General features: G+C 64.4%; 22 protein-coding genes. 5 read left to right on the forward strand and 17 right to left on the reverse strand.

Features of this window, described 5'->3' with window-relative positions; translation table 11 throughout:
- Positions 1 to 2: 2 nt before the first annotated feature.
- Positions 3 to 443: a (deoxy)nucleoside triphosphate pyrophosphohydrolase gene (locus AB0O52_RS00125; RefSeq protein ID WP_364531617.1), complete on the reverse strand. Its 441-nt coding sequence runs from the start codon at positions 441 to 443 to the stop codon at positions 3 to 5.
- A 146-nt stretch (positions 444 to 589) separates the two neighbouring features.
- Here AB0O52_RS00125 and AB0O52_RS00130 point away from each other — a divergent pair, with 146 nt between their 5' ends.
- Entirely contained in the window at positions 590 to 1,798 is a 1,209-nt protein-coding gene (locus AB0O52_RS00130; RefSeq protein ID WP_364531620.1) for an MFS transporter, read from the forward strand.
- Between the two features lie 122 nt (positions 1,799 to 1,920).
- Here the strand turns inward: AB0O52_RS00130 and AB0O52_RS00135 are convergent, their stop codons facing one another.
- The 5 genes from AB0O52_RS00135 to infC form a co-directional block, all read right to left on the reverse strand.
- Complete coding sequence (locus tag AB0O52_RS00135; protein ID WP_364531622.1) at positions 1,921 to 2,838, reverse strand: cation diffusion facilitator family transporter; 918 nt, start codon at positions 2,836 to 2,838, stop codon at positions 1,921 to 1,923.
- 118 nt (positions 2,839 to 2,956) lie between these two features.
- Complete coding sequence (locus tag AB0O52_RS00140) at positions 2,957 to 3,853, reverse strand: RNA methyltransferase (protein WP_364531625.1); 897 nt, start codon at positions 3,851 to 3,853, stop codon at positions 2,957 to 2,959.
- 53 nt (positions 3,854 to 3,906) lie between these two features.
- Entirely contained in the window at positions 3,907 to 4,437 is a 531-nt protein-coding gene (gene rplT / locus AB0O52_RS00145) for a 50S ribosomal protein L20 (protein WP_364531628.1), read from the reverse strand.
- A gap of 117 nt (positions 4,438 to 4,554) precedes the next feature.
- Positions 4,555 to 4,749, reverse strand: a complete 195-nt coding sequence (gene rpmI / locus AB0O52_RS00150) for a 50S ribosomal protein L35 (protein WP_028266640.1) — start codon at positions 4,747 to 4,749, stop codon at positions 4,555 to 4,557.
- 117 nt (positions 4,750 to 4,866) lie between these two features.
- The gene (gene infC / locus AB0O52_RS00155; RefSeq protein WP_364532661.1) at positions 4,867 to 5,973 is read right to left on the reverse strand and encodes a translation initiation factor IF-3; all 1,107 of its coding nucleotides are present in this window, start codon (positions 5,971 to 5,973) and stop codon (positions 4,867 to 4,869) included.
- 265 nt (positions 5,974 to 6,238) lie between these two features.
- On the opposite strand from infC, the gene AB0O52_RS00160 reads away from it, so the two are divergent.
- Positions 6,239 to 6,625, forward strand: a complete 387-nt coding sequence (locus AB0O52_RS00160) for a DUF1844 domain-containing protein (protein WP_364531631.1) — start codon at positions 6,239 to 6,241, stop codon at positions 6,623 to 6,625.
- An 84-nt stretch (positions 6,626 to 6,709) separates the two neighbouring features.
- Here AB0O52_RS00160 and AB0O52_RS00165 read toward each other — a convergent pair whose 3' ends face one another.
- The 8 genes from AB0O52_RS00165 to AB0O52_RS00200 all read right to left on the reverse strand — a co-directional run bounded on the left by AB0O52_RS00165 (position 6,710) and on the right by AB0O52_RS00200 (position 12,946).
- A complete protein-coding gene (locus tag AB0O52_RS00165; RefSeq protein WP_364531634.1) occupies positions 6,710 to 8,044 on the reverse strand; it encodes an MFS transporter in 1,335 nt (444 codons plus the stop codon).
- Between the two features lie 58 nt (positions 8,045 to 8,102).
- The gene (locus AB0O52_RS00170; protein WP_364531637.1) at positions 8,103 to 9,002 is read right to left on the reverse strand and encodes an SseB family protein; all 900 of its coding nucleotides are present in this window, start codon (positions 9,000 to 9,002) and stop codon (positions 8,103 to 8,105) included.
- Entirely contained in the window at positions 9,002 to 9,748 is a 747-nt protein-coding gene (priA, locus tag AB0O52_RS00175; protein WP_364531639.1) for a bifunctional 1-(5-phosphoribosyl)-5-((5-phosphoribosylamino)methylideneamino)imidazole-4-carboxamide isomerase/phosphoribosylanthranilate isomerase PriA, read from the reverse strand. Before priA ends, AB0O52_RS00170 begins: the two co-directional genes overlap by 1 nt.
- 46 nt (positions 9,749 to 9,794) lie before the next feature.
- The gene (locus AB0O52_RS00180) at positions 9,795 to 9,953 is read right to left on the reverse strand and encodes a hypothetical protein (RefSeq protein ID WP_364531642.1); all 159 of its coding nucleotides are present in this window, start codon (positions 9,951 to 9,953) and stop codon (positions 9,795 to 9,797) included.
- Between the two features lies 1 nt (position 9,954).
- Positions 9,955 to 10,710, reverse strand: coding sequence for an imidazole glycerol phosphate synthase subunit HisH (gene hisH, locus AB0O52_RS00185; RefSeq protein WP_364531645.1), 756 nt, complete (start codon positions 10,708 to 10,710; stop codon positions 9,955 to 9,957).
- The gene (gene hisB / locus AB0O52_RS00190; protein WP_364531648.1) at positions 10,707 to 11,333 is read right to left on the reverse strand and encodes an imidazoleglycerol-phosphate dehydratase HisB; all 627 of its coding nucleotides are present in this window, start codon (positions 11,331 to 11,333) and stop codon (positions 10,707 to 10,709) included. The genes hisH and hisB overlap by 4 nt, the downstream gene beginning before the upstream one ends.
- Positions 11,334 to 11,375: 42 nt before the next feature.
- Entirely contained in the window at positions 11,376 to 12,494 is a 1,119-nt protein-coding gene (locus AB0O52_RS00195) for a histidinol-phosphate transaminase (RefSeq protein ID WP_284983914.1), read from the reverse strand.
- Between the two features lie 92 nt (positions 12,495 to 12,586).
- A complete protein-coding gene (locus AB0O52_RS00200) occupies positions 12,587 to 12,946 on the reverse strand; it encodes a LysM peptidoglycan-binding domain-containing protein (protein WP_364531652.1) in 360 nt (119 codons plus the stop codon).
- 366 nt (positions 12,947 to 13,312) lie between these two features.
- Between AB0O52_RS00200 and lexA the strand changes: the two genes are divergently transcribed.
- Positions 13,313 to 14,062 carry a transcriptional repressor LexA gene (lexA, locus tag AB0O52_RS00205; RefSeq protein WP_364531655.1) on the forward strand — a complete coding sequence of 250 codons (750 nt, stop codon included), beginning with the start codon at positions 13,313 to 13,315 and terminating at the stop codon, positions 14,060 to 14,062.
- 281 nt (positions 14,063 to 14,343) lie between these two features.
- Entirely contained in the window at positions 14,344 to 15,216 is an 873-nt protein-coding gene (locus tag AB0O52_RS00210; protein WP_364531658.1) for a pentapeptide repeat-containing protein, read from the forward strand.
- 120 nt (positions 15,217 to 15,336) lie between these two features.
- On the opposite strand, the gene AB0O52_RS00215 is transcribed toward AB0O52_RS00210, so the two are convergent.
- Entirely contained in the window at positions 15,337 to 17,394 is a 2,058-nt protein-coding gene (locus AB0O52_RS00215) for an ATP-dependent DNA helicase (protein ID WP_364531661.1), read from the reverse strand.
- Complete coding sequence (gene hflX / locus AB0O52_RS00220) at positions 17,387 to 18,949, reverse strand: GTPase HflX (RefSeq protein ID WP_364531664.1); 1,563 nt, start codon at positions 18,947 to 18,949, stop codon at positions 17,387 to 17,389. The genes AB0O52_RS00215 and hflX overlap by 8 nt, the downstream gene beginning before the upstream one ends.
- A gap of 405 nt (positions 18,950 to 19,354) precedes the next feature.
- Between hflX and AB0O52_RS00225 the strand changes: the two genes are divergently transcribed.
- On the forward strand, positions 19,355 to 19,969 hold the full coding sequence (locus tag AB0O52_RS00225; RefSeq protein ID WP_364531666.1) for a methyltransferase: 615 nt from the start codon (positions 19,355 to 19,357) through the stop codon (positions 19,967 to 19,969).
- On the opposite strand, the gene dapF is transcribed toward AB0O52_RS00225, so the two are convergent.
- Positions 19,950 to 20,918: a diaminopimelate epimerase gene (dapF, locus tag AB0O52_RS00230; RefSeq protein ID WP_364531669.1), complete on the reverse strand. Its 969-nt coding sequence runs from the start codon at positions 20,916 to 20,918 to the stop codon at positions 19,950 to 19,952. The genes AB0O52_RS00225 and dapF overlap by 20 nt on opposite strands.
- Positions 20,919 to 20,920: the final 2 nt, after the last annotated feature.

Genomic DNA, 20,920 nt, shown 5'->3' on the forward strand with positions numbered 1-20,920 from the left:
TTTTAGCCGAGCAGCCCCGAGGCCACCCGTTCCAGCAGTGCACGGACAATCGGCAGGTCAGCAGGAATCCACGGCAACGTGAACGCTTCGTCTCCGTTGCCAAGCCGAACCCACCGGAGTTCATCGTGGTCTTGGAGCGGACGCGGTTCGCCGTCAAGCAGTTCGGCGAACCATACCCTCATGACGGCCCGTTCGTTCAGGGGCCAACCGTCGCCTGCGTCCGGTTCCACTTCGGCCCCGAGCCGGACAGTGATCCCGAGTTCCTCGAGCAGCTCGCGGTGCAGCGCGTTTTCGAAGGACTCCCCCGCCTCCAGCTTGCCGCCCGGGAACTCCCACATTCCCGCGAATTGCGGCGGGGCGCTGCGTCTTGCGGCAAGCAGCCGCTTCGGGCTTTCAAGGGAATCGACGACGGCGGCGCCCGCCACGCTTATCAGTCCAGTCACCGCAACAGTCTATTGGCCGTCAGCTCATCACCCCTGCCTATGGAAGTTGTCACATTCGGGGACATTCGGCGGCGACTCGCACTAAGGTTAAAAGTCGGCTTTATTCCCTTCGAGTGGCATCCCGCTCGCCCCCAAGAAACAGGACGATGACCACTACCGCTGTCACTAAGACCTCCCAAAAGACCGGAAGCCGTCACGTGTCGCTGGCGATCTTCGCCCTTGCCATGGGCGGATTCGCCATCGGAACCACGGAGTTCACCATGATGGGCTTGCTCAAGGAGATCGAGCAGGGACTCAATATCAGCACTCCCGAGGCCGGGAACCTGATTTCCGCCTACGCCTTGGGGGTCGTGGTGGGGGCGCCGGTCTTCGCGGCGCTGGGCGCCCGGCTCCCCCGCAAGCAACTCGCCTTGGGACTCATGCTGTTCCTTTCCATAGCGAACCTGACGTCCTTCATTGCACCGGACTACGGAACCATGGTGATCACGAGGTTTGCCTCGGGACTGCCCCATGGCGCCTTCTTCGGGATCGCCGCGGTCATCGCAGCGAGCCTGGTTGCTCCCACCAAGCGAGGTTGGGCGATTTCGATGGTCATGGGCGGACTTACCGTCGCCAACGTGATCGGCGTTCCTGCGGCTACGTGGCTCGGCCAGACATTCGGGTGGCGCCTGCTCTTCGTCGTGGTGGGCATCATCGGCCTGGCCACCAGTGTGTTGCTGTGGAAGTTTGTCCCCTTTGAGCCTGCCCACCCCGAGGCAAGCATCCGCCGGGAACTTGGTGCTCTCAAACGCATCCAGGTGTGGCTGGCACTGCTGATCGGAATCATCGGTTTCGGCGGCTTCTTTGCCACCTACACATACATCTCCCACACCATGACGTCCGTTGCCGGGATCCCGGAGGCGCTGATCCCCCTCGTAGTCGCCCTCTACGGACTCGGCATGGTGGCAGGCAATATCGTGGGCGGCCGCATCGCCGACAAGTCGGTCATGGGAACCATCTACCGGGTCCTTCCCCTCATCGCCTTGGCGCTGGTGGCCTACGCCGTCGCAGCCCACTGGGCGTGGTCGGCCTTCATCATGGTCTTCATCGTGGGCGGTATCGGCTCCATGCTTATTCCGCCCCTGCAGACGCGCCTCCTCGACGCTTCGCCGGACGCCCCGTCCTTGGCCTCTTCGCTCAACCACTCGGCCCTGAACATCGCCAACGCCCTTGGCGCGTTCCTCGGCGGCGTGGTCATCGCCTGGGGCTGGGGATACGTCGCCCCTGCCCTCGTTGGAGCTGTCCTGGCAGTCCTGGGCCTCGGCGTCGCGGGCATCAGCGGCTGGTTGGAGCGCACGCGGCCGCTGGCGGCTTAGTGTTGCCCAGCATGCTTGGTTACGCGACGAAAGCGCATCATCCTCTGCATGCTCGCTCCTTCGTCGCTTAGACGCATGCTGCCGGATAACGCGCCCCCGCCGCTACGCTGCCTCGGGGCTGCTTAGACCTGGACCCGCTCGACGTCGGGCTCCAGGTAGATGACCCGGGCGATCGGTACTGCAGTGCGGATCCTGAGTTCGGCGGCGTCGATCGCTTTGGCGATCGCCTGTCCCGTATCTGCCGCGCCAACGCTGATCTTCGCAGCGACAAGCAACTCCTCCGGGCCCAGGTGCATGGTCTTGAGGTGGATGATGCGCGTGCCATCGGACTCAATGGCTTCCGTGATCCGCGCATTGTCCTCTTTGGTGGCTGATTCGCCGAGCAGCAACGACTTGGTTTCCACCGCGAGCACGACGGCGATGCCCACGAGAAGCAGGCCGATCATTCCTGTGCCGGCGGCGTCCCACAAGCCATCGCCCGTGATCAGTGTCAGGCTCACGCCGAACAGCGCGAAAACGAGGCCCAGGAGGGCTCCGAAATCCTCCAGGAGGATCACGGGCAGTTCCGGTTGCTTGGCGTTGCGGATGAATTTGATCCAGCTCTGTTTGCCGCGCAAGGGGTTGGATTCGTGGATTGCGGTGCGGAAGGAGAAGGACTCCGCCGCAATGGCTCCGAACAGCACGGCGAGCGGCACCCACCAGAAATCCCCTTCAATGCCATGGGGGTGCTGGAATTTCTCCCAGGCTTCGTAGAGCGCGAAGAGGCCGCCCACGCTGAACAGCACGATCGAGACGATGAAGGCGTAGATGTAGCGCTCCCGGCCGTAGCCGAACGGGTGTTCGGGACTTGCGGCCCGTTGCGCCCGCTTCCCGCCGAGCAGCAGGAGCAATTGGTTGCCGGAGTCGGCTACGGAGTGGATCGCCTCGGCCAGCATGGATGACGACATCGTCAGGACGAATGCGACGAATTTGAGCACAGCGATCGCCAGGTTGGCACTCAATGCCGCCACGATTGCCTTGGTACCGCCATTTGCAGCCACGAAGGCTCCACCTCTTCTTCGGTTCAGGGGATGTGAGTTCAGGGGATGTGAGTGAATCGGCAGGAACGGACCGCGGGGCTGCATCCCTGCAAGTAATACCGTACCTGTTGGGAAATTCTCAGGCGGCGTGCTGGGAGCGTGCGCTGGCGTACAGACAGACAGTGGCGGCCGTGCCGAGGTTCAGGCTTTCCGCCGAACCATAGACGGGCACTGCGACACGATGGTCCGCAAGGGCCAGCTCGAAGTCTGAAAGTCCTTGCGCCTCGTTGCCGAACAGCCAGGCCGTCGGGGCCTCGAGTGCGTAGGCGGAAGGCGCTGCCGACGCACCCAGGCGGCGTGCCGCGTTCTCGTCCTGGAGTTTGTCCAGGTTGAGGGTGCCGTAGCCGTCGGCTGCGAGAATCCCGATGCCACGCTCCTTGCAGAGGGCCACAAGCTCTTCGACGTCCGCACCGAGGACCACCGGCAGGTGGAAGAGCGAACCTGCCGTGGACCGCACAGCTTTCGGGTTGTAAATGTCAACGCTGGAGGCCGTCAAGACCACCGCATCCGCCCCGGCCGCATCAGCGGCCCGAAGCACCGTTCCGGCGTTGCCGGGATCCCGCACTTGGCACATGACGGCGATCAGCCGCGCCCCGGCGTCGAGCACTGATTCAAGGCTGACGTCCACAAAACCGCAGACGGCCACAATCCCCTGGGGATTGACGGTGTCCGCCATGGCGGCCAGGACATCGTCGTTCGCGAGCCGCAAGGCAACGCCGTCGGCGAGCTCGGCCAGTTCAGGGAGCCGCTCCAGGCAGCTTTCGCTCGCGAAGACTTCGTGTACGACGCCGGGCTCCCCCGCCGCGGTCCGCTCCCGGTGCAGGACCAGCGCTTCGCGAACGGCCTGGGGGCCTTCCGCGAGGAACCGGCCGCGCTTTAAACGGGCCGGGCGCCCTGCAAGCTTCGCGACATCCCTGACCCGATCGGCTCGGGGGTTGGACATCGGAAGTTCTTGCGGGCGCCCGGTTTCGTTCATATATAGAACTTTAGTGGCAGTTGCCACTGTCCCATGAACTGAGGCTACGCGTGCTACTCAGCAGCTTCAGCGGCAGGCTTCTTCGCAGCCTTGGCCTTGGGTGCCTTGGCAGCGGGCTCTTCCTCGGAAACGGAGGCCTTCACGCCGGAAGCAGCCTTAGCAGCCGGGGCGGTCTTGGCGGCAGCCTTCGGAGCGGCCTCGGCCTTGGCGGCCGGAGCGGAAGTGTCGGCAGGCAGGGAGTCCTTGGCAACCTTGACCAGAGCGGCGAAAGCGTTGGCGTCGGAGACGGCCAGCTCTGCCAGCATGCGGCGGTCAACCTCGACCTCAGCGGCCTTCAGGCCCTGGATCAGACGGTTGTAGGTCAGGCCGTTGGCGCGGGATGCAGCGTTGATGCGCTGGATCCAGAGGCGACGGAAGTCACCCTTCTTCTTGCGGCGGTCGCCGTAGCTGTACACAAACGAGTGCAGCAGCTGCTCTTTTGCCTTGCGGTACAGGCGAGACCGCTGACCGCGGTAACCCTTGGCCCGTTCAAGGACAACCCGACGCTTCTTGTGGGCGTTTACCGCCCGCTTCACACGTGCCACGTGCGTACTCCTTCAAAATTCTTATCCCAAGCTGCTACTGCCGGAAACCCGGCCGGCCTGAGAAGGCTTTGGTGTAGTCGGCAGCTACCGGATGGCAGCAACCAGAAAACTTGGAACTTAGACGCCGAGCATCTTCTTGATGACCTTGGCATCGCCCTTGAAGACGATCCTGTCGCCGGCAAGGCGACGGGTCAGCGTGGAGGACTTGTGCTCCAGGTAGTGGCGGCGGTTAGCCTGCTGGCGCTTCAGCTTGCCGGTACCGGTCAGCTTGAAGCGCTTCTTAGCACCACTGTGGGTCTTCATCTTCGGCATGGGAACCGATCTCCTTACGTGTCCGCAGACTGGGTCTGCAGTTCTTTCGTGCAGCCTCCCCATACGGGGCAGCTGCTGCTTTCGTGCCGGGCGGAGGGGATGCCTCCTGCGGCGTGACTAGTTGGTCTTGCGTGCCGCGGGCTTCGGAGCGGCCTTGGGGGCTGCCGGTCGAGCTGCAGGCTTCGGAACCGCGGGCTTCGCCATCGGTTTCGGTACTGGTGTAGCGGCAGGCTTGGGGGCGGCCGGAACAACAGGCTTGGAAGCTGCCTGCTCAGGAGCCTTTGCGGGCGCCGGTGCCGGTGCTGCTTCAGCCACGGGAGCCTTTTCGACAACCGGAGCCGCTTCAACCACAGGGGCCTCTTCGACAACCGATTCCTCAGCGACCGGAGCCTCCTCGACTTCGGCAGCCTCCGCCTCAACGACGTCGGGAACGGTTTCCTCGGCCTGGGTTTCCTCGGCCTGGGTTTCCTCGGCCTGGGTTTCCCCGGTCTGGGTCAAGAGTTCCGCCGGGAGCAAGTCCGCGAGTGACTGGGTCAAGGGAGCATCCTCGCCTGAAACGTCAATGCGGCCTGCGGCCTTGGCTTCATTCTGGGCTTTGGCTTCTGCACGCTGCGCCGCGCGGCGGGCCTCGGCCTTGGCCTCGGCCTTGTTCTTCAACGGACCGATCACCATGACCATGTTGCGGCCATCGATGCGCGGGCTGGACTCAATCACGCCAACTTCGGCAACGTCCTCAGCGAAGCGCTGCAACAGGCGGATGCCCATTTCGGGGCGCTGCTGCTCACGTCCGCGGAACTGGATCATGGCTTTCACCTTGTCACCGGCACCAAGGAAGCGAAGCGCGTGGCCGCGCTTGGTCTCGTAGTCGTGGGTGTCGATCTTCAGGCGGAAGCGGATTTCCTTAAGAACCGTGTTGGTCTGGTTCTTGCGGGCCTCACGGGCTTTAACAGCGGCTTCGTACTTGTACTTGCCGAAGTCCATCAGCTTGCACACCGGAGGCTTCGCCTGCGGTGCAACTTCAACGAGATCCAGGTCAGCCTCGGCAGCCAGACGCAGGGCGTCCTCAATACGGACGATTCCAACCTGTTCGCCGGCAGGGCCGACCAAACGCACCTCGGGGACGCGGATACGCTCATTGATTCTTGGCTCGCTAATGTCAAAGCTCCTGTTGTTGTGATGAGTATTCCACCGGCAAATAGAGAAGGCCCCCAATTGCTGGCGCAATCGAAGGCCTCGAAGATCGGAAACGGCCCCTTGGAGGGGCGTTCGCACCATCCAAGGCTGACCTTGAACGGCGTCCGACCAGGTACCCGGCAACTTATATCCCCGGAGGGAAACGGCTGACGCGGGTGGGAGAGAACTCCGCTTGCAAACTGAAAATCAATTCTACAGAAATCGGCAACCAACCGCACATTAAGGATGGGGGCCGAGCGCTGCGTGTGCCACGGAAAATGGCAACTTCCAGTCGGTCTGTGACAAGCTTACCAGCATGAGCACTTCAGACAGCAATTCCCTCGACCACGAGCCCGCCGGCACCGACGCCGGAGTAGGCCAGCAGATCCGCGACATTTCGGAAGTTCCGGCTGTTGAGGTCATCACCACCGGCGCCGTTCACCTCATGAGCGCTGCGGCCGTCAAGGTGGGTTTGGCCGACGACCCCGAGGCCGGGGAGCTCAAGGACCTGGACGAAGCCCGCAAACTGATCACCGCTTTGGCCGGCCTGGTCACCGCCGCAGCACCGGAAATCGGCTCGCAGCATGCCGGTCCCTTGCGCGATGGCCTCCGTTCCCTGCAGCTTGCGTTCCGCGAAGCTTCCCTCATCCCGGACGAGCCGGGCAAGGGCCCGGGCGAAAAGTTCACCGGCCCGGTCAACTGACCCGGAGCACCCGTACCACCGCGACGGCGGGCTGGCCCCTTTGGCCGGCCCGCCGTCGTCGTATCCTGGCGGTTTCGGCGCAACTCAGGTGGCCGGATCCCCCGCACCGGCCTGGGTGGTGGTCATGATCCGGCGCCGACGCAGCTGGAGGAACAGTCCGGCAAGGCACAGCACCACTCCCGCCGTCCCGACGGCGACGAAGCCGGCCCACGGCCCGACGCCGTCGATAAAGAGCCCCGCGACCGGCGAACCGAAAGCCACGCCTGCTGTAAGAGCCGAGCCATACCAGCCCATTGCCTCGCCGCGCCGGTCCTCATCCACGATCTCGGCGACCTTTTCCGAAGCCGCGGACAACACCGGCGCGCAGAGCAGGCCGGGGAGCAGGGACAACAAAGCAAGGGTCCAGGTGTCCCCGGCGAAGCCCATCGGAATGGTCAGGGCCGCCATGCCCAGCAGGAGCAGGATCGGTGAGACAGGCCGGTGCATGGCGCCGTAGATGAGGCCGCCGACTACCGAAGAGGCACACCAGAAGAAGAAGACAATTCCGATCTCGCTCTCGTGCCCGCCGCGCTGCAACACTGCGACGATTCCGACGTCGGTGCCGCTTAGTACCATGCCGGATCCTGCGGCGACGGCGAACACGGCGGCCACCGCCGCGGTGAACCATGTGAAGTTCCGGGCCATCTTTCCGCGGAGCCCGGAAGGTTGCGGGACCGTCGGAGCCATCTCCGATGCGGCTTCCTGGAGATGGGCCGGCGCCGAAGCCACCACCGCGGCTTCGGCCGCATGGAGCTCATCGGCATCCCGGTCGGCCGTCTGGCCTGCATCCAGGACGCCCTCGCTGCGGGTGGGCGGGTTGAACCACAGCAGGAAGAGGCCGGCCGCCGAGGTGCACACGCCCACGATGGTCAGGCCGAGGACCGTGAAACCGCTGGTAGCCACAACTGCGCCCACTGCGGGGCCGATCATGAAGACCACTTCGGTGCCGATCGAATCCAGGGCGTAGGCCGAACGCCGTTGCTCGCCATCAACCAGCACACCGAGGGACTGCCGGATGACGCTGAAGATCGGCAGCGTCAACAGGCCTCCGACGAAGACGAGGGGAAGGATCCATTCGTAGCTGACGTGCGGAACGACGGACCAAATCACCAGCTCAGACACCACCGAGGGAACAAGCGCCTTGCGCAGGCCGACAGTGTCCACACGCCGCCCTCGCCACGGAGCGCCGATCGCGATTCCGATGGTGAATACCGCGGCCGCAGCACCGGCGGCGGCGTATCCCTTGCCCAAGGTCAGCACGATGTGCAGGGTAAGCAGAACTCCCGCCGCCGAGTGCGGTATGCGGGCGACCATGCCCACCAGCAGGAGACGCCGCACGGACGTGATGGAAAGCATCTCCCGGTAGAGAGAGAAATTCACGAGATACATCCTCTGTTCTGCCGAGGGCAGGACAAGGACGTTCCCCCTGTGCCTTCGGCTACTGTGCCGCCCGCTGCAAGCTGACTTCGATAGAGTCAACCCGCTCGGCGAACAATTCGTTCTGCACCCAACGTCCGTTCAGCCCGGAGACGAGATCCTGCACCGCGGCGGCGTCCAGGCCGTCCTCGAGGTACAGCACCACGCGCAATTCAGGCCCGGGGCCCCCGCCGGCCATGGCCGATCCATCAGCCGTGCGCGAAGCCATCCCCGATCCTGGCCGCATCTCCAGGCGCCGCACGGCCGGGTACGTCCCCGCCAAGGAATTGAGAGCAGCCTCCAGTTCATCATCAAGGTACGACGGCGTCCAGTCGCGCTGCTGCGCCAATGACCACATGGCCGGCCGGCGCACCACGAAGGTGACATCGGAACCGGGATCCAGGACGAGCAGCTGGGCTCCCTCCGACACGGCGGACAACGCCGCCCGGGCTGCATAAACGGCGACGGGTCGGGCCTGCGGGTGCCATGCTTCAAGGGCGGCAGCGGAGGTGAACACGGGCATGGCCGTGCGCCCATCCGGCGCTTTCAGGGTCACGAGCGCCATGTCGGCCTGCTTGTCGGCATGGAGGCCGTCCACGCCTTCGGCTTCCGCAGCGAGCTGGGCCACCACCGGGACAAAGACCCTGGCGGTTGCCAACGAAGCCACCACCGCAGCTTCGCTTCCGGTACCGGCGAGCAAGGCCGCGACGGCGGCGAGGTAGCCGGCGTCGGCCGTTCCGTCGTCGTCTTCGAAATTATGGATCTTGGCGGCGTCACCGGCCAGGTCCCGGCCCGCCCAGGGCTGGCCGGCGGAATCGCCGGTTCCCCCGGCACCGGCCAGGGCCGCGGCGATGTGCCCGGGCAACTGCCGGGGTGCCGGAGCTGAAGCCTTGTCAGCAGTGGGCTGTGGATCCTGCGACATCAGCGGCGGCCGGCGACGTCCAGGGCTTCCGGAAGCGTGAAGGCGCCGGCGTACAGCGCCTTACCGACGATCGCTCCTTCGACCCCGAGCGGTACGAGTTCGCGCAGGACGCGCAGGTCCTCGAGGCTTGAAATGCCGCCCGACGCAACGACGGGTTTGCCGGTCTTTTCGACCATCTGGCGCAACAGCTCCACGTTGGGACCCTGCAACGTTCCGTCCTTCGTGACGTCGGTGACCACGTAGCGGGCACAACCGGCGTCCTCAAGGCGGGCCAAAACCTCCCAGAGATCCCCGCCCTCCTTGGTCCAGCCACGGCCCGCGAGCGTTGTGCCGCGGACGTCGAGCCCGACGGCGATCTTGTCACCGAAGCGGTCGATGGCCCGGCGGGTCCACTCAGGGTTCTCCAACGCTGCGGTTCCGAGGTTCACGCGGGCGACGCCGAGCTCAAGTGCGCGCTCAAGGGAATCGTCGTCGCGCAGCCCGCCGGAAAGCTCCACCTTGACGCTCAGCTGCGAGACGACCTCGCTGATGAGGCCGGCATTGTTGCCGCGGCCGAAGGCGGCATCAAGGTCCACCATGTGTACCCATTCGGCTCCGGCGTTCTGCCAGTTCAGTGCAGCTTCCAGCGGGGTGCCGTAGCTGGTCTCGGAGCCGGCCTCTCCCTGAAGGAGACGGACAGCCTGGCCGTCCACGATGTCGACGGCGGGCAGGAGTTCCAGAACAGGCAGTTCGGAGGCGGTGGTCATTGAAGTCCTCGGTGTTGTGGAGACGGGCGTCGGTTGCCCGGAAGGATCATTTGGCGGGCAGGGTGAAGAGGTAGGCCGCGAGCAGTGCCAGGCCGGCCAGGACGTAGAACGAAACCGAGACCCAGGCGGGACGTTTCTGCTGGTGGAAGGAGATTCCGCCGCCAACCAGCAGCCCGGCCGCGCCCATGAAAATAACGGACCACATACTAGGCAGTGCCTCCGGCCTCGGTCGCCTGCGGCTGGACTTTTGCTTGTGGGCGCAAGCCCTCAACCCAGTTCCGCAGGAGCCGGGCTCCGGCGTCGCCAGACTTCTCGGGGTGGAATTGCGTGGCGCACAACGGACCGTTCTCCACGGCGGCGATGAAGGGGGCGCCGTGCTCGGACCAGGTCACCTTCGGCGGGGCCATGCGGGGCTGGACGACGTCGAATTCCCACTTCTGCACGCCGTACGAGTGTACGAAATAGAAACGTTCGTGCTCGACGCCGGCGAACAGCTTTGAGCCTTCGGGCACGTCCACGGTGTTCCAGCCCATGTGCGGGACAACGGGCGCTGGGAGGAGTTCCACCTTGCCTGGCCACTCGCCCATGCCTTCTGCCTCGGTACCGTGCTCCACTCCGGCCTCGAACAACACCTGGAGACCGACGCAGATACCCAGGACGGGCCGGCCCCCGGCCACACGGCGGCCGATCATCCGGATGGCGTCGACTGCCTTGAGTTCGCGCATCACTGTTTCGAAGGCGCCGACGCCGGGAACCACGAGCCCATCGGCGTTCAGGACGTCGTCGGGCTTGGCGCTCAACGTGACTGCTGCTCCGGCACGCTCAAGCGCCCGGACTGCCGAGCGGACATTGCCCGAGCCGTAGTCAAGAACCGTTACGGTCGGTTTTCCTTCAGGCGAGACAATGCGGCTGGCAGCCTTCGGATCCACGACGGCGCCATCCTTGAGGATGTGCGTACTCACAAGGCGCCCTTCGTGGACGGAATGCCCTCGACTCGGGGGTCGGACTCAACGGCGGAACGGAGCGCACGGGCGAACGCCTTGAACTGGGCCTCCACGATGTGGTGCGGATCGCGGCCGGCCAGGACATTCATGTGAAGGCAGATGCCGGCGTGCAGGGTGATGGCCTCAAAGACGTGGCGGGTAAGCGAACCGGTGAAGTGCCCACCGATCAGGTGGTATTCCTGGCCGGCCGGCTCCCCGCCGTGGACGAGGTACGGGCGTCCGGAGACGTCCACGACGGCGTGGGCCAGCGCTTCATCCAACGGGACCGTGGCCTCGCCGAAGCGACGGATGCCCGCCTTGTTGCCCAAGGCGCTGCGGAGGACCTCACCGAAGGTGATCGCAACATCCTCCACGGTGTGGTGGGCGTCGATGTGGGTGTCTCCGGTCGCCTTGACAGTCATGTCGATGAGCGAATGCTTGCAGAGCGCCGTCAGCATGTGGTCATAGAACGGCACCGACGTACTGATATCCGAGACTCCCGTGCCGTCGAGGTTGATTTCAACCAGGACGGAGGACTCGCTGGTGGTGCGTTCCATGCGTGCTGTCCGGGCGGCCGCCGTGCTGGCGCCGTTTTCGCTCATTGATGGTCCTTAGGAGGAAGGAGTGGTGGGACTTGTTCAAGTCTAGGCCGGTGCGGAGACCTGGCCGTCCAGCAAGGCTTCGAGCGCCTCAAGGAAGGCCGTGGTCTCAGGCTCCGTACCGGCGGTGACGCGGAGGTGGCCCGGTATGCCGACGTCGCGGATCAGGACTCCGCGCTCCAGGAGGCCTTGCCACAGGGCATGGGGGTTTTCGATTCCGCCGAAGAACACATAGTTCGAATCCGAAGCGGCTGGCTTGAAGCCCATGCGGGTCAGCTCGCTGACAATGCGGTCGCGTTGGACCTTGATGTCCTCGACGTCGGCCATGAGGGCTTCGCGGTGCCGGAGGGCTGCCAGCGCGGTTGCCTGCGTGATGGCGGAGAGGTGATACGGGAGGCGGACCAAGCGGATCGCATCGGCGACCTCGGGGGCAGCTGCCATGTAGCCGATGCGTGCACCGGCGAGGGCGAAAGCCTTGCTCATGGTCCGGGAGACAATGAGGCGCTCCCGGCCAGGGAGGAGCGTCAACGCACTCGGCGTGTTGTCGTGGGCGAACTCGTGGTAGGCCTCGTCGACGATCACTACCGTCTGGCTCGCCTCGCCGGCTTCGTATACGGCCTCGACGACGTCCAGGCCAAGTCCCGTGCCGGTGGGGTTGTTCGGGGAGCAGAGGAACACGACATTCGGCTTGAGTTCGCGGACCTGCGCGGCGGCCGAGGCTGCATCGAGTCCATAGTCTTCAGCACGAACACCCGCGATGTATGCCGTGTCGGTTCCGCTGGCCAGCAGGGGGTACATCGAGTACGTGGGCGGGAAACCGAGCGCGGACCGGCCCGGACCACCAAAAACCTGGAGGATCTGCTGCAGCACTTCATTGGAGCCGTTGGCCGCCCAGATGTTTTCGGCCGCAAGGTCGTGGCCGAGGTATTCGGCAAGGGCCTCGCGTAGTTCGGTGAACTCGCGGTCCGGGTAGCGGTTCAGCCCGACGGCGGCTTCCGCTACCGCCTCGGTGATGGCCGCCTGGACATCGGCTGGCACGCCATGCGTGTTTTCGTTGACGTTGAGCAAAATCGGAACATCAAGCTGCGGCGCGCCATACGGGCTCAGGCCGCGGAGGTTGGTCCGGAGGGGAAGTCGGTCAAGTCGCTCAAGCTGGTCACTCACCATGACAGTTTAAGGCGCCGCGGTGGATGCACTGAAACTGTGACGGCCCGGCGCCCCTCCAGGCGGGCTGCCGGCCCGGTCAGGATTGCCCTTTAGGTGGAAGGAATGAACAGCTGCTGGCCCGGCACGATGCGGCCGTCCTGAAGGTTGTTCAGCTGGATGATCTCGGCAACGACGTCCCGTGGATCCCGGGAAGGCGCGGCAGTTCCCGCAATTCCCCACAAGGACTGGCCCACTTGCACCGTGACGCTCGTGCTGGAGGTGGGCTGCAGCTCGGCGGTGGAATCAGCAGCCTTGGCCGGCGAATTCAGGAATCCCGCCAGGCTGAGGAGCGCTGCGACCAAGAGCATTGCCGGGACGCCGAAGAAGACCATGCGTCCCCGGCGGGTCAGGCGAAGCCGGCCCGGTGCCGTGCTGCGGCCGGACCTGTGGGTGATGGTAATTGCGGACATGAGCTGAGCCCTTCTGAACAATGCCGCGTTCCGGAATCTCTGGTTGCGGCTGCCAATTCTTGCCTTCAGTCAGTGCTTGCAGGACGGCTGTTCGTCGATCCGTTCGAACGATTCGAACGAAAACCCGGATCCTGCATCACTTTTATAGAACACATATTCGAACCTTGCTAGGACATTTTTAGCACTTATCAACGAATGATGTCGAGACTCGCTAGAACAAATGTTTGATAAACGCCTGTGCCTGCCCTACGTTTGAGTGAAGGAACGAGCACTGAATCAGTGCAACAGGAGGGTCTGACATTTCAGGCCGACAGTCCCGGCAAGGCCTCAGCGCCGTACGGGCGGAACGGAAGGGCGTTGGCGAACATGGCAGCGAAAGCCACTGGCAGCGGGTCGGCTTCAGCGCGGAGCCAGCAGCCGCAGAAGACACCCAAGAGCCTGACCGTCCGCCAGAAGAAAATCCTGGAGACCATCCAACGTTCGGTGAACGATCATGGCTATCCGCCGTCGATGCGTGAAATCGGGGACACTGTTGGCTTGGCCAGCTTGTCCAGCGTCACGCACCAGTTGTCACAGCTTGAGAAGCTTGGCTATCTTCGGCGCGATCCCAAGCGCCCGCGTGCAATGGAAGTCCTCATGCCGTTGACCCTGGACGCCGGCTCGGCCATACCCGGCGTTGAAGCGCCGGCGAAACTCCGCAGCGCCGGCGGCCTGGCTGTCACGGAACTTGCGAGTGCCAGTGATACGGCCATGGTTCCCCTCGTCGGGCGCATTGCTGCCGGCGGACCCATCCTGGCGGACCAGACGGTTGAAGACGTCCTGCCGTTGCCCCGCCAGCTGGTAGGCCATGGCGAACTCTTCATGCTGAAGGTCGCCGGCGATTCCATGATCGACGCGGCTATCTGCGATGGGGACTGGGTGGTGGTACGGCGTCAAAACGACGCACTCAACGGCGACATCGTGGCCGCACTCCTGGACGACGAAGCCACCGTCAAGACCTTCCGGCAGCGCGACGGCCATACGTGGCTGCTCCCCCAGAACACGCAGTACGAGCCCATCCTGGGAGACCATGCCACGATCATGGGCAAGGTCGTCTCGGTCCTGCGCTCACTTTAGTCCGTTGCTTTGACGGCATGAGGCCCGCACTTAGGACCTACGGCTTGCTCGTGCCGGGTCGACCGCCGCCGTGGAGCCGGGCGTCCCCGCGGACCCGCTCCGCCTGGTAGTCAGGTATTCTGATGCCAGTGATATTTCATTTTTCTCTGTGATCCACAGGCCTTTGAACGATTCCAGGCCGCTCCTTAGCGAGCAGTGATTCCGTGCGCCCGCGAGGGGAACTCCATACGTGGAGTTCCCCTGCTCAACGCCCAACACCGAACTCACCTCTGGACGATCACATGCAAACATCATCGGCGAACTCTACCGAGCCCTTTTCACCTGCCCTCGACCGGCAATCCCTGCGCCCGGACTGTGGGAATTGCTTTGCCCTGTGCTGCACAGCGTTCGGGTTCTCCCGCTCTGCAGATTTTGCCCTCGACAAACCCGCAGGCTCTCCCTGCCAAAACCTTGCACCTGACTTCTCCTGCACCATCCACGACAGACTGCGCCCAAGAGGCTTTCGTGGCTGCACGGTCTTTGACTGCTTCGGGGCTGGCCAAAACGTGTCGCAAGGGTTCTTCGCCGGAAAGAGCTGGCTTACGCACCCCGATACCAAAGACGAGATGTTTTCCGCGTTCAAAACCGCCCGACAGCTTCATGAGATGCTCTGGTACCTGGCCGAGGCAGGGGCACGAACTTTCGATCCCGACTCCTCAAACCGTGCGGTAAAGCTCCGGAATACGATCAAACAGGCAGTCGGCGGCGAGCTGACGGACCTGCTCGCACTGGATATTCAAGAACTTCACTCCCAGGTGAGGTCAACGCTAGTCGGCGTCAGCGAAGAAATACGGGCCTCCTACTTTGCCGCCGGAGGCGACCATCTGGATTCCACGCTAAAACCGGGAGCTGATCTGATGGGCAAGAATCTCAGATCCCGCCGGTTGTGCGGGGCAAACCTCAGAGGGGCCCACCTGATTGGCGCGGATCTGCGGGACAGTGATTTATCGGGTGTGGATCTGCTCGGCGCAGACGTCAGGGATGCAAGGTTTGACCGCACTGACCTATCCAAGGCCATATATCTAACCCAGCCGCAGCTCAATGCCGCCAGAGGCAGTCGCGCGACTCTTCTACCCTCGGATCTGGAAATGCCCTCGCACTGGCACGACGGATGACCCCACTACCCGGGCACCAGGACCGGGGCTTGTTTCCGGCTCCCCACCTACAGGCTCCGGGATCGGAAACAAGCGCCCGTTTCCGCGGGCCTGAGGCCGCTGCTTGCTGGTGCGGTCCTGTTAAGCCGACTCGGCGTAGAGCCGTTCGAGCGCACCGCGCACCACCGAACGGTCCGTGGTGGGCCAGAAGGGCGGCAACGCTGCCCGGAGGAAATTGCCGTAGCGCTCCGTCGAAAGCCGTGAATCCAGCACGGCCACGACTCCCTTGTCCCCCGTTGAGCGGATGAGCCGGCCGGCCCCTTGGGCTAGCCGGATGGCGGCGTGCGTCGCCGAAACTGCCATGAAACCGTTGCCGCCGGCCTGGGCCACGGCGCGGGACCGTGCCGTCATCAGGGGATCGTCCGGACGAGGGAACGGGATCCGGTCAATCACTACCAGCCTGCATGAACCGCCGGGCACGTCAACGCCCTGCCAAAGGGACATGGTGCCGAACAGGCACGTGTCCTTTTCCTCGGCAAACTGCCTGACCAGTGCGGCCATGGTCGATTCACCCTGGCACAAGATATCCACGTCCAGGCGTGAGCGCATCGCTTCCGCCGCGTCCTCCGCTGCACGGCGGGAAGAAAACAGGCACAATGCTCCGCCGTGCGAGGCCTTGATGAGCTCTTCAAGTTCGTCCAGCGCTTCGGGCGAGGTGCCGCGCCCCGGCTTGGGCAAGTGCTTGGCGACGTACAGCATGCCCTGCTTCGGGTAGTCGAAGGGCGAGCCTACATCCACGCCGGTCCAGCTGGGGGCCCCTTGTCCTGTCAGTCCCAGCCCTCCGGCCGTGGCCTCGAACGCGGAGCCGATAGCCAAGGTGGCAGAGGTCAACACCACGGTATGGCCCGCGAAGAGCCCCTCCCGCAGGCGTCCGGCAACGCTGAGCGGCGCGATATTGATGAGCGCAGGCGAATCCTCGTCGGGCGCCGTATAGCCCTGCTGCGGATCGAAGGTGCTGTTCCGGGAGAGCCACACGACTTCCCGGTTTTCCCGGGCCGAGAGCAACCGTTCGCACAGCTCGAGGATCAACATCAGCCGTGAGCGCGCGAGCTGGCGGCCGCCGTCGACCGCGTTGGACGAGTCGCCCTTCGAATCGGAAAGCGCTGCACGGCAGGCTTCCCGCAGCTGGTCCACGCAATCAAGTTGTTCGTCATTGAGCCCGTTGGGCAGCAGGCCGGAGGGCGCTCCGATGATCGCAAGTTCCAAGCGGTCCGCAGCGGCGTTCAGCGCGTCCACCGTGATCGCAGTGTGTTTGCGGGCGCTCGAGGCCGCGGCATGGATCATCGCCACGGACAGCTGCCCGGACACGGCACCGGTCACGCGGTCCTGCAGCTCGTGGGCCTCGTCCACCACGACCACGTCGTATTCGGGCAGCACGGCCAGGCCTTCGAAGGCGCTGACCGCGAGCATCGCGTGATTGGTGACTACGACGTCGGACTCCGCGGCACGGTGGCGAGCCAGCTCGCTGAAGCATTCCTCCGCCATCGGACACTTCTGCGCCCCGAGGCATTCCATCGACGTGACTGATACCTGGCGCCACGCCCGGTCCGTCACGCCCGGCATGAGTTCGTCCCGGTCCCCCGTGGCGGTCTTCGCGGCCCACTCACGCAGCCGCAGGACCTCCTTGCCGAGCTGCGAGGCGGGCCCGCCGATGGCTGCGGCGAGATGCGGAACGCTCGTGTCCTCGCCGAGGGAGAACAACTGCCCTTCAGCGGGCTCCTCGCTGGGGAAACCGCCCTCCAGCTTGTGCCGGCAGACATAGTTGGCCCGGCCCTTGACCAGCGCGATGCTTACCGGGCGCTCCAGCTCCGGATTGATCGTCTCCAGGAGACGGGGCAAATCCCGGCCCACGATCTGCGTCTGCAGGGCGAGCGTGGCCGTGGACACGAGCGCAGGCTTGTTGCTCTCCATCGCGTGCGCAATCAGCGGAATCAAGTACGCAAGGGACTTGCCCGTGCCCGTGCCCGCCTGGACCAGGAGGTGTTCCCCGGTCTCGATCGCCCGCGCCACCTGCCTGGCCATTTCGTGTTGGCCAACGCGGTTCTGGCCGCCCATGCCCGCGACCGCTTTGTCCAGGAGTTCGAGGGCGGTCCGTTCCCCCACGGTCCCGCCGCGCTCCCCCGCCTCTGGGTCAACCATTGCTGACGAACGACTCCAACTCGGCTGCCAGGTTTTCATGGACCATGGCCACCACGCGGGTACCTTCCTCCTCATGTTCAAGGCTGAGGATTTCGGCGTCTGTGTTGTGCAGCTTGTTGATGAGCTCACCCCGGTTGTACGGAATCAGAACCTCAAGGCGCACACCAGGACGCGGGATGGCCTCGCTGATGGCTCCAAGGAGCTCGGCAATGCCCTGTCCGGTGCGGGTGGACACGACGACGTTGCGTGGCTCTTTCTGCTTGAGCCGTTCCACGACAAACGGATCCGCAGCGTCTGCCTTGTTCAGGACAATGATTTCCGGGATCTTCCGGGCATCAACCTCGCTGAACACCGTGCGGACGGCCGCGATCTGGCCTTCCGGATCGGGATGCGAAACGTCCACCACGTGGAGGATCAGATCGGCGTCGGCCACCTCTTCCAGCGTGGATCGGAAAGCCTCCACGAGCTGGGTGGGCAGCGAGCGCACGAAGCCGACGGTGTCCGAGAGCGTGTAGCCGATCCCGTCAGGGGTCTGGGCCTTCCGGACCGTGGGATCCAGGGTGGCGAACAGCGCGTTCTCGACGAGGACACCGGCATCCGTCAGGCGGTTGAGCAGTGACGACTTTCCGGCGTTCGTGTAACCGGCGATGGCGACCGAAGGAACGGCATTACGACGGCGGTTGGCCCGCTTGGTCTCGCGCGATGGCTTCATCGCGGCGATTTCACGCCGCAGCTTGGCCATGCGTGTGCGGATCCGACGGCGGTCAAGTTCGATCTTGGTTTCACCAGGACCACGCGAACCCATGCCGGCGCCGGCACCACCCACCTGGCCACCGGCCTGGCGGGACATGGAATCGCCCCAACCACGCAGGCGCGGCAACAGGTATTCCAGCTGTGCCAGCTCAACCTGGGCCTTGCCTTCGCGGCTCTTGGCATGCTGCGCAAAGATGTCCAGGATCAACGTGGTGCGGTCCACCACCTTGACCTTGACGATATCCTCAAGGCCGCGCCGCTGGGACGGTGCCAATTCGGCGTCGACCACCACGGTGTCCGCGCCGGTGGCCATCACAATGTCCTTGAGCTCGAGGGCTTTGCCCGAGCCAAGGAACGTGCCGGGGTCCGGCTTCATGCGGCGCTGGACAATCCCGTCCAGGACTTCCGAGCCGGCCGTTTCGGCCAGGGCGGCAAGTTCCCGCAGGGAATTCTCGGCGTCGGCAAGGGTGCCTTCGGTCCAGAGGCCGGCCAGCACTACGCGCTCAAGGCGCAACTGCCGGTATTCAACCTCGGTGACATCTTCAAGTTCCGTGGACAGGCCCGCCGTTCGGCGCAGGGCCCGCCGTTCGGCCAGATCCTCTTGATCGCCGTCGTAGATGCTGTGCTCTTCGTCCAGGCGGGAGATTGCCTGGGCCTTGCCAAACACGCCCCGGGGTTCGTCGCGGTCCTGAACTATGGCAGGTGCGTCCTTGGAGAGAATCCGGTCGATGACAGCCTGGATTTCTTCAGGACTCAGGTCCTGGGCGTCGGAATCGGGTCCGGTGTTCTTCTGCGTGGTCATGGTCTCCTTTAGGGGGTTCGGCATTTCCAGAATAGTGCCGATTCGTCTCTTATGGCGCGGAATTCGCGCAGGGCTGATGCCTGGCAAGGCTCTGCCGACGGTCCGGGACCTCCATCCGGAACGGACTGCGCGATTGGCTGCTCAGTTCCAAGGACGGGAGGGGACGATCTGCTGAGTGTCCAGGCGTCAAGAAGCAACGTCTGGACCGGACATGCCAAGGCGGAATGGCGCTGCAAATCAAGCAGGCCTGCGTCGCGGGCACTGCCGGCTACTTACAAATTGCCGGCTACTCAAAGATCAAGAACATGCGGATCAGACTATCAGACCCCGTCAAGCCCGTGTTGAGCGGGAACGGAGGCGTGCGCGGTTTCCCTTGCCCGCTGCTGGCCACTAATCTGGCAAGCTATGGAGTCTGCTCACTATTTCAGCGCACAGCCCGCGGGGCCGTTCACCCGCAAGTCCCTCACGGTGGAACTGGCCGGCGCGACCCGCCGGCTCCAGACATCGGGCGGTATCTTCAGCCCCGACGGGATCGACAAAGGAACAGCGATCCTGCTCTCCGAAGTTCCACCTCCGGCCCCGCAGGGAAATCTGCTGGACATCGGCTGCGGCTGGGGTCCCATAGCGTTGACGATGGGGCTCATGGCTCCGCACGCCCGCGTCCACGCCGTCGATGTCAACGAGCGCTGCGTCACCTTGACGAACGAGAATGCCGCCCTGCTGGAGCTCGGGAATGTCACAGCGAGCCTGCCCGACGACGTCGACCCCGACTTGACGTTCGACACCATCTGGTCAAATCCGCCCATCCGCATCGGCAAGGACGAACTCCACAACCTGCTGCTCAGGTGGCTGCCGCGGCTCGCTCCGGGTGGAAACGCCTGGCTTGTGGTGCAGAAAAACCTTGGAGCGGACTCGCTTCAGCGTTGGCTGGCCGATACCCTCGACGCTTCGTTCTCGGTATCCCGGGAAAGTACGTCGAAATCCTTCCGCGTGCTGCGAATCAGGAAAGCGTCCCGCTAGCGACTATCACGGCCGGCCCGCTGAGCTCAACATGTTCACGGCCGCTTTCTCCCGGGAAGAAGCGCACGCCGACGACGCCGCCCGGCACCTTGACGCGCCACGTGTCGGGAGCGCCTTCCCCGGCCCAGTGGCGGATGGCAACGGCGGCCGCGCAGGCACCGGTGCCGCACGATTGGGTCTCACCGACGCCGCGTTCGTGGACCCGCATAGTGATGTTGCCTACACCGTCGTGAACGAGGGGCTCCGCGGGAACCACGAACTCGACGTTGGTGCCGTTGGCCGGCTTGGGATCGACGACGGGCGCCTTGAAGAGCTGCGTGGACTTGAGCTCTGAAAGTTCGGCCAATGCCACGACCGTGTGCGGGTTGCCCATGCTGACGGAAAGGGCTGGCCGGGCGACTTCCAGTCCGTCGGCGCTGACGAGGGAGTCCATGGCCTTGCTGGTGGCGTCCTTGGGGAAAATGAACTCCCACGGTCCCATGTCCACTGCATAGCCCTCGGAAGTCCTCACGATCTTCTTGATGCCGCCGCGCGTCCCGATGGTCAGGGATTCACCGGTGTTGAGCACGACAAGACCCTGCTCGATCAGGAATTGGACGAAGACCCGGACGCCGTTGCCGCACATCTCGGACAACGAACCGTCGCCGTTTCGGTAATCCATGAACCATTCGGCATCGGAGTCCGCTTCGAGCAACTGGAGGCCTTCGGGCAGGAAGCGCGAAGGGACTGCCCGGATGAGACCGTCCCCGCCGATGCCCAGGTGGCGGTCGCACAGTGCTGCGACCTGGTCCGGAGAAATCTGGTGCGCGTCTTCGGGGTCCGCGATGAGGACGAAGTCGTTGCCCGTGCCGTGCCCCTTGGAGAAGGCCAGTCCGTGAAGACCGGAGGCGGGTACGGCACCGCCGGCAGCGGCAGGCTGCGGGGCGGAAAATGCAAGGGTTTCATCCATGG

Origin of the sequence: Arthrobacter sp. NPDC080073 (assembly GCF_040686575.1) — a bacterium.
Classification (GTDB): Bacteria; Actinomycetota; Actinomycetes; order Actinomycetales; family Micrococcaceae; genus Arthrobacter.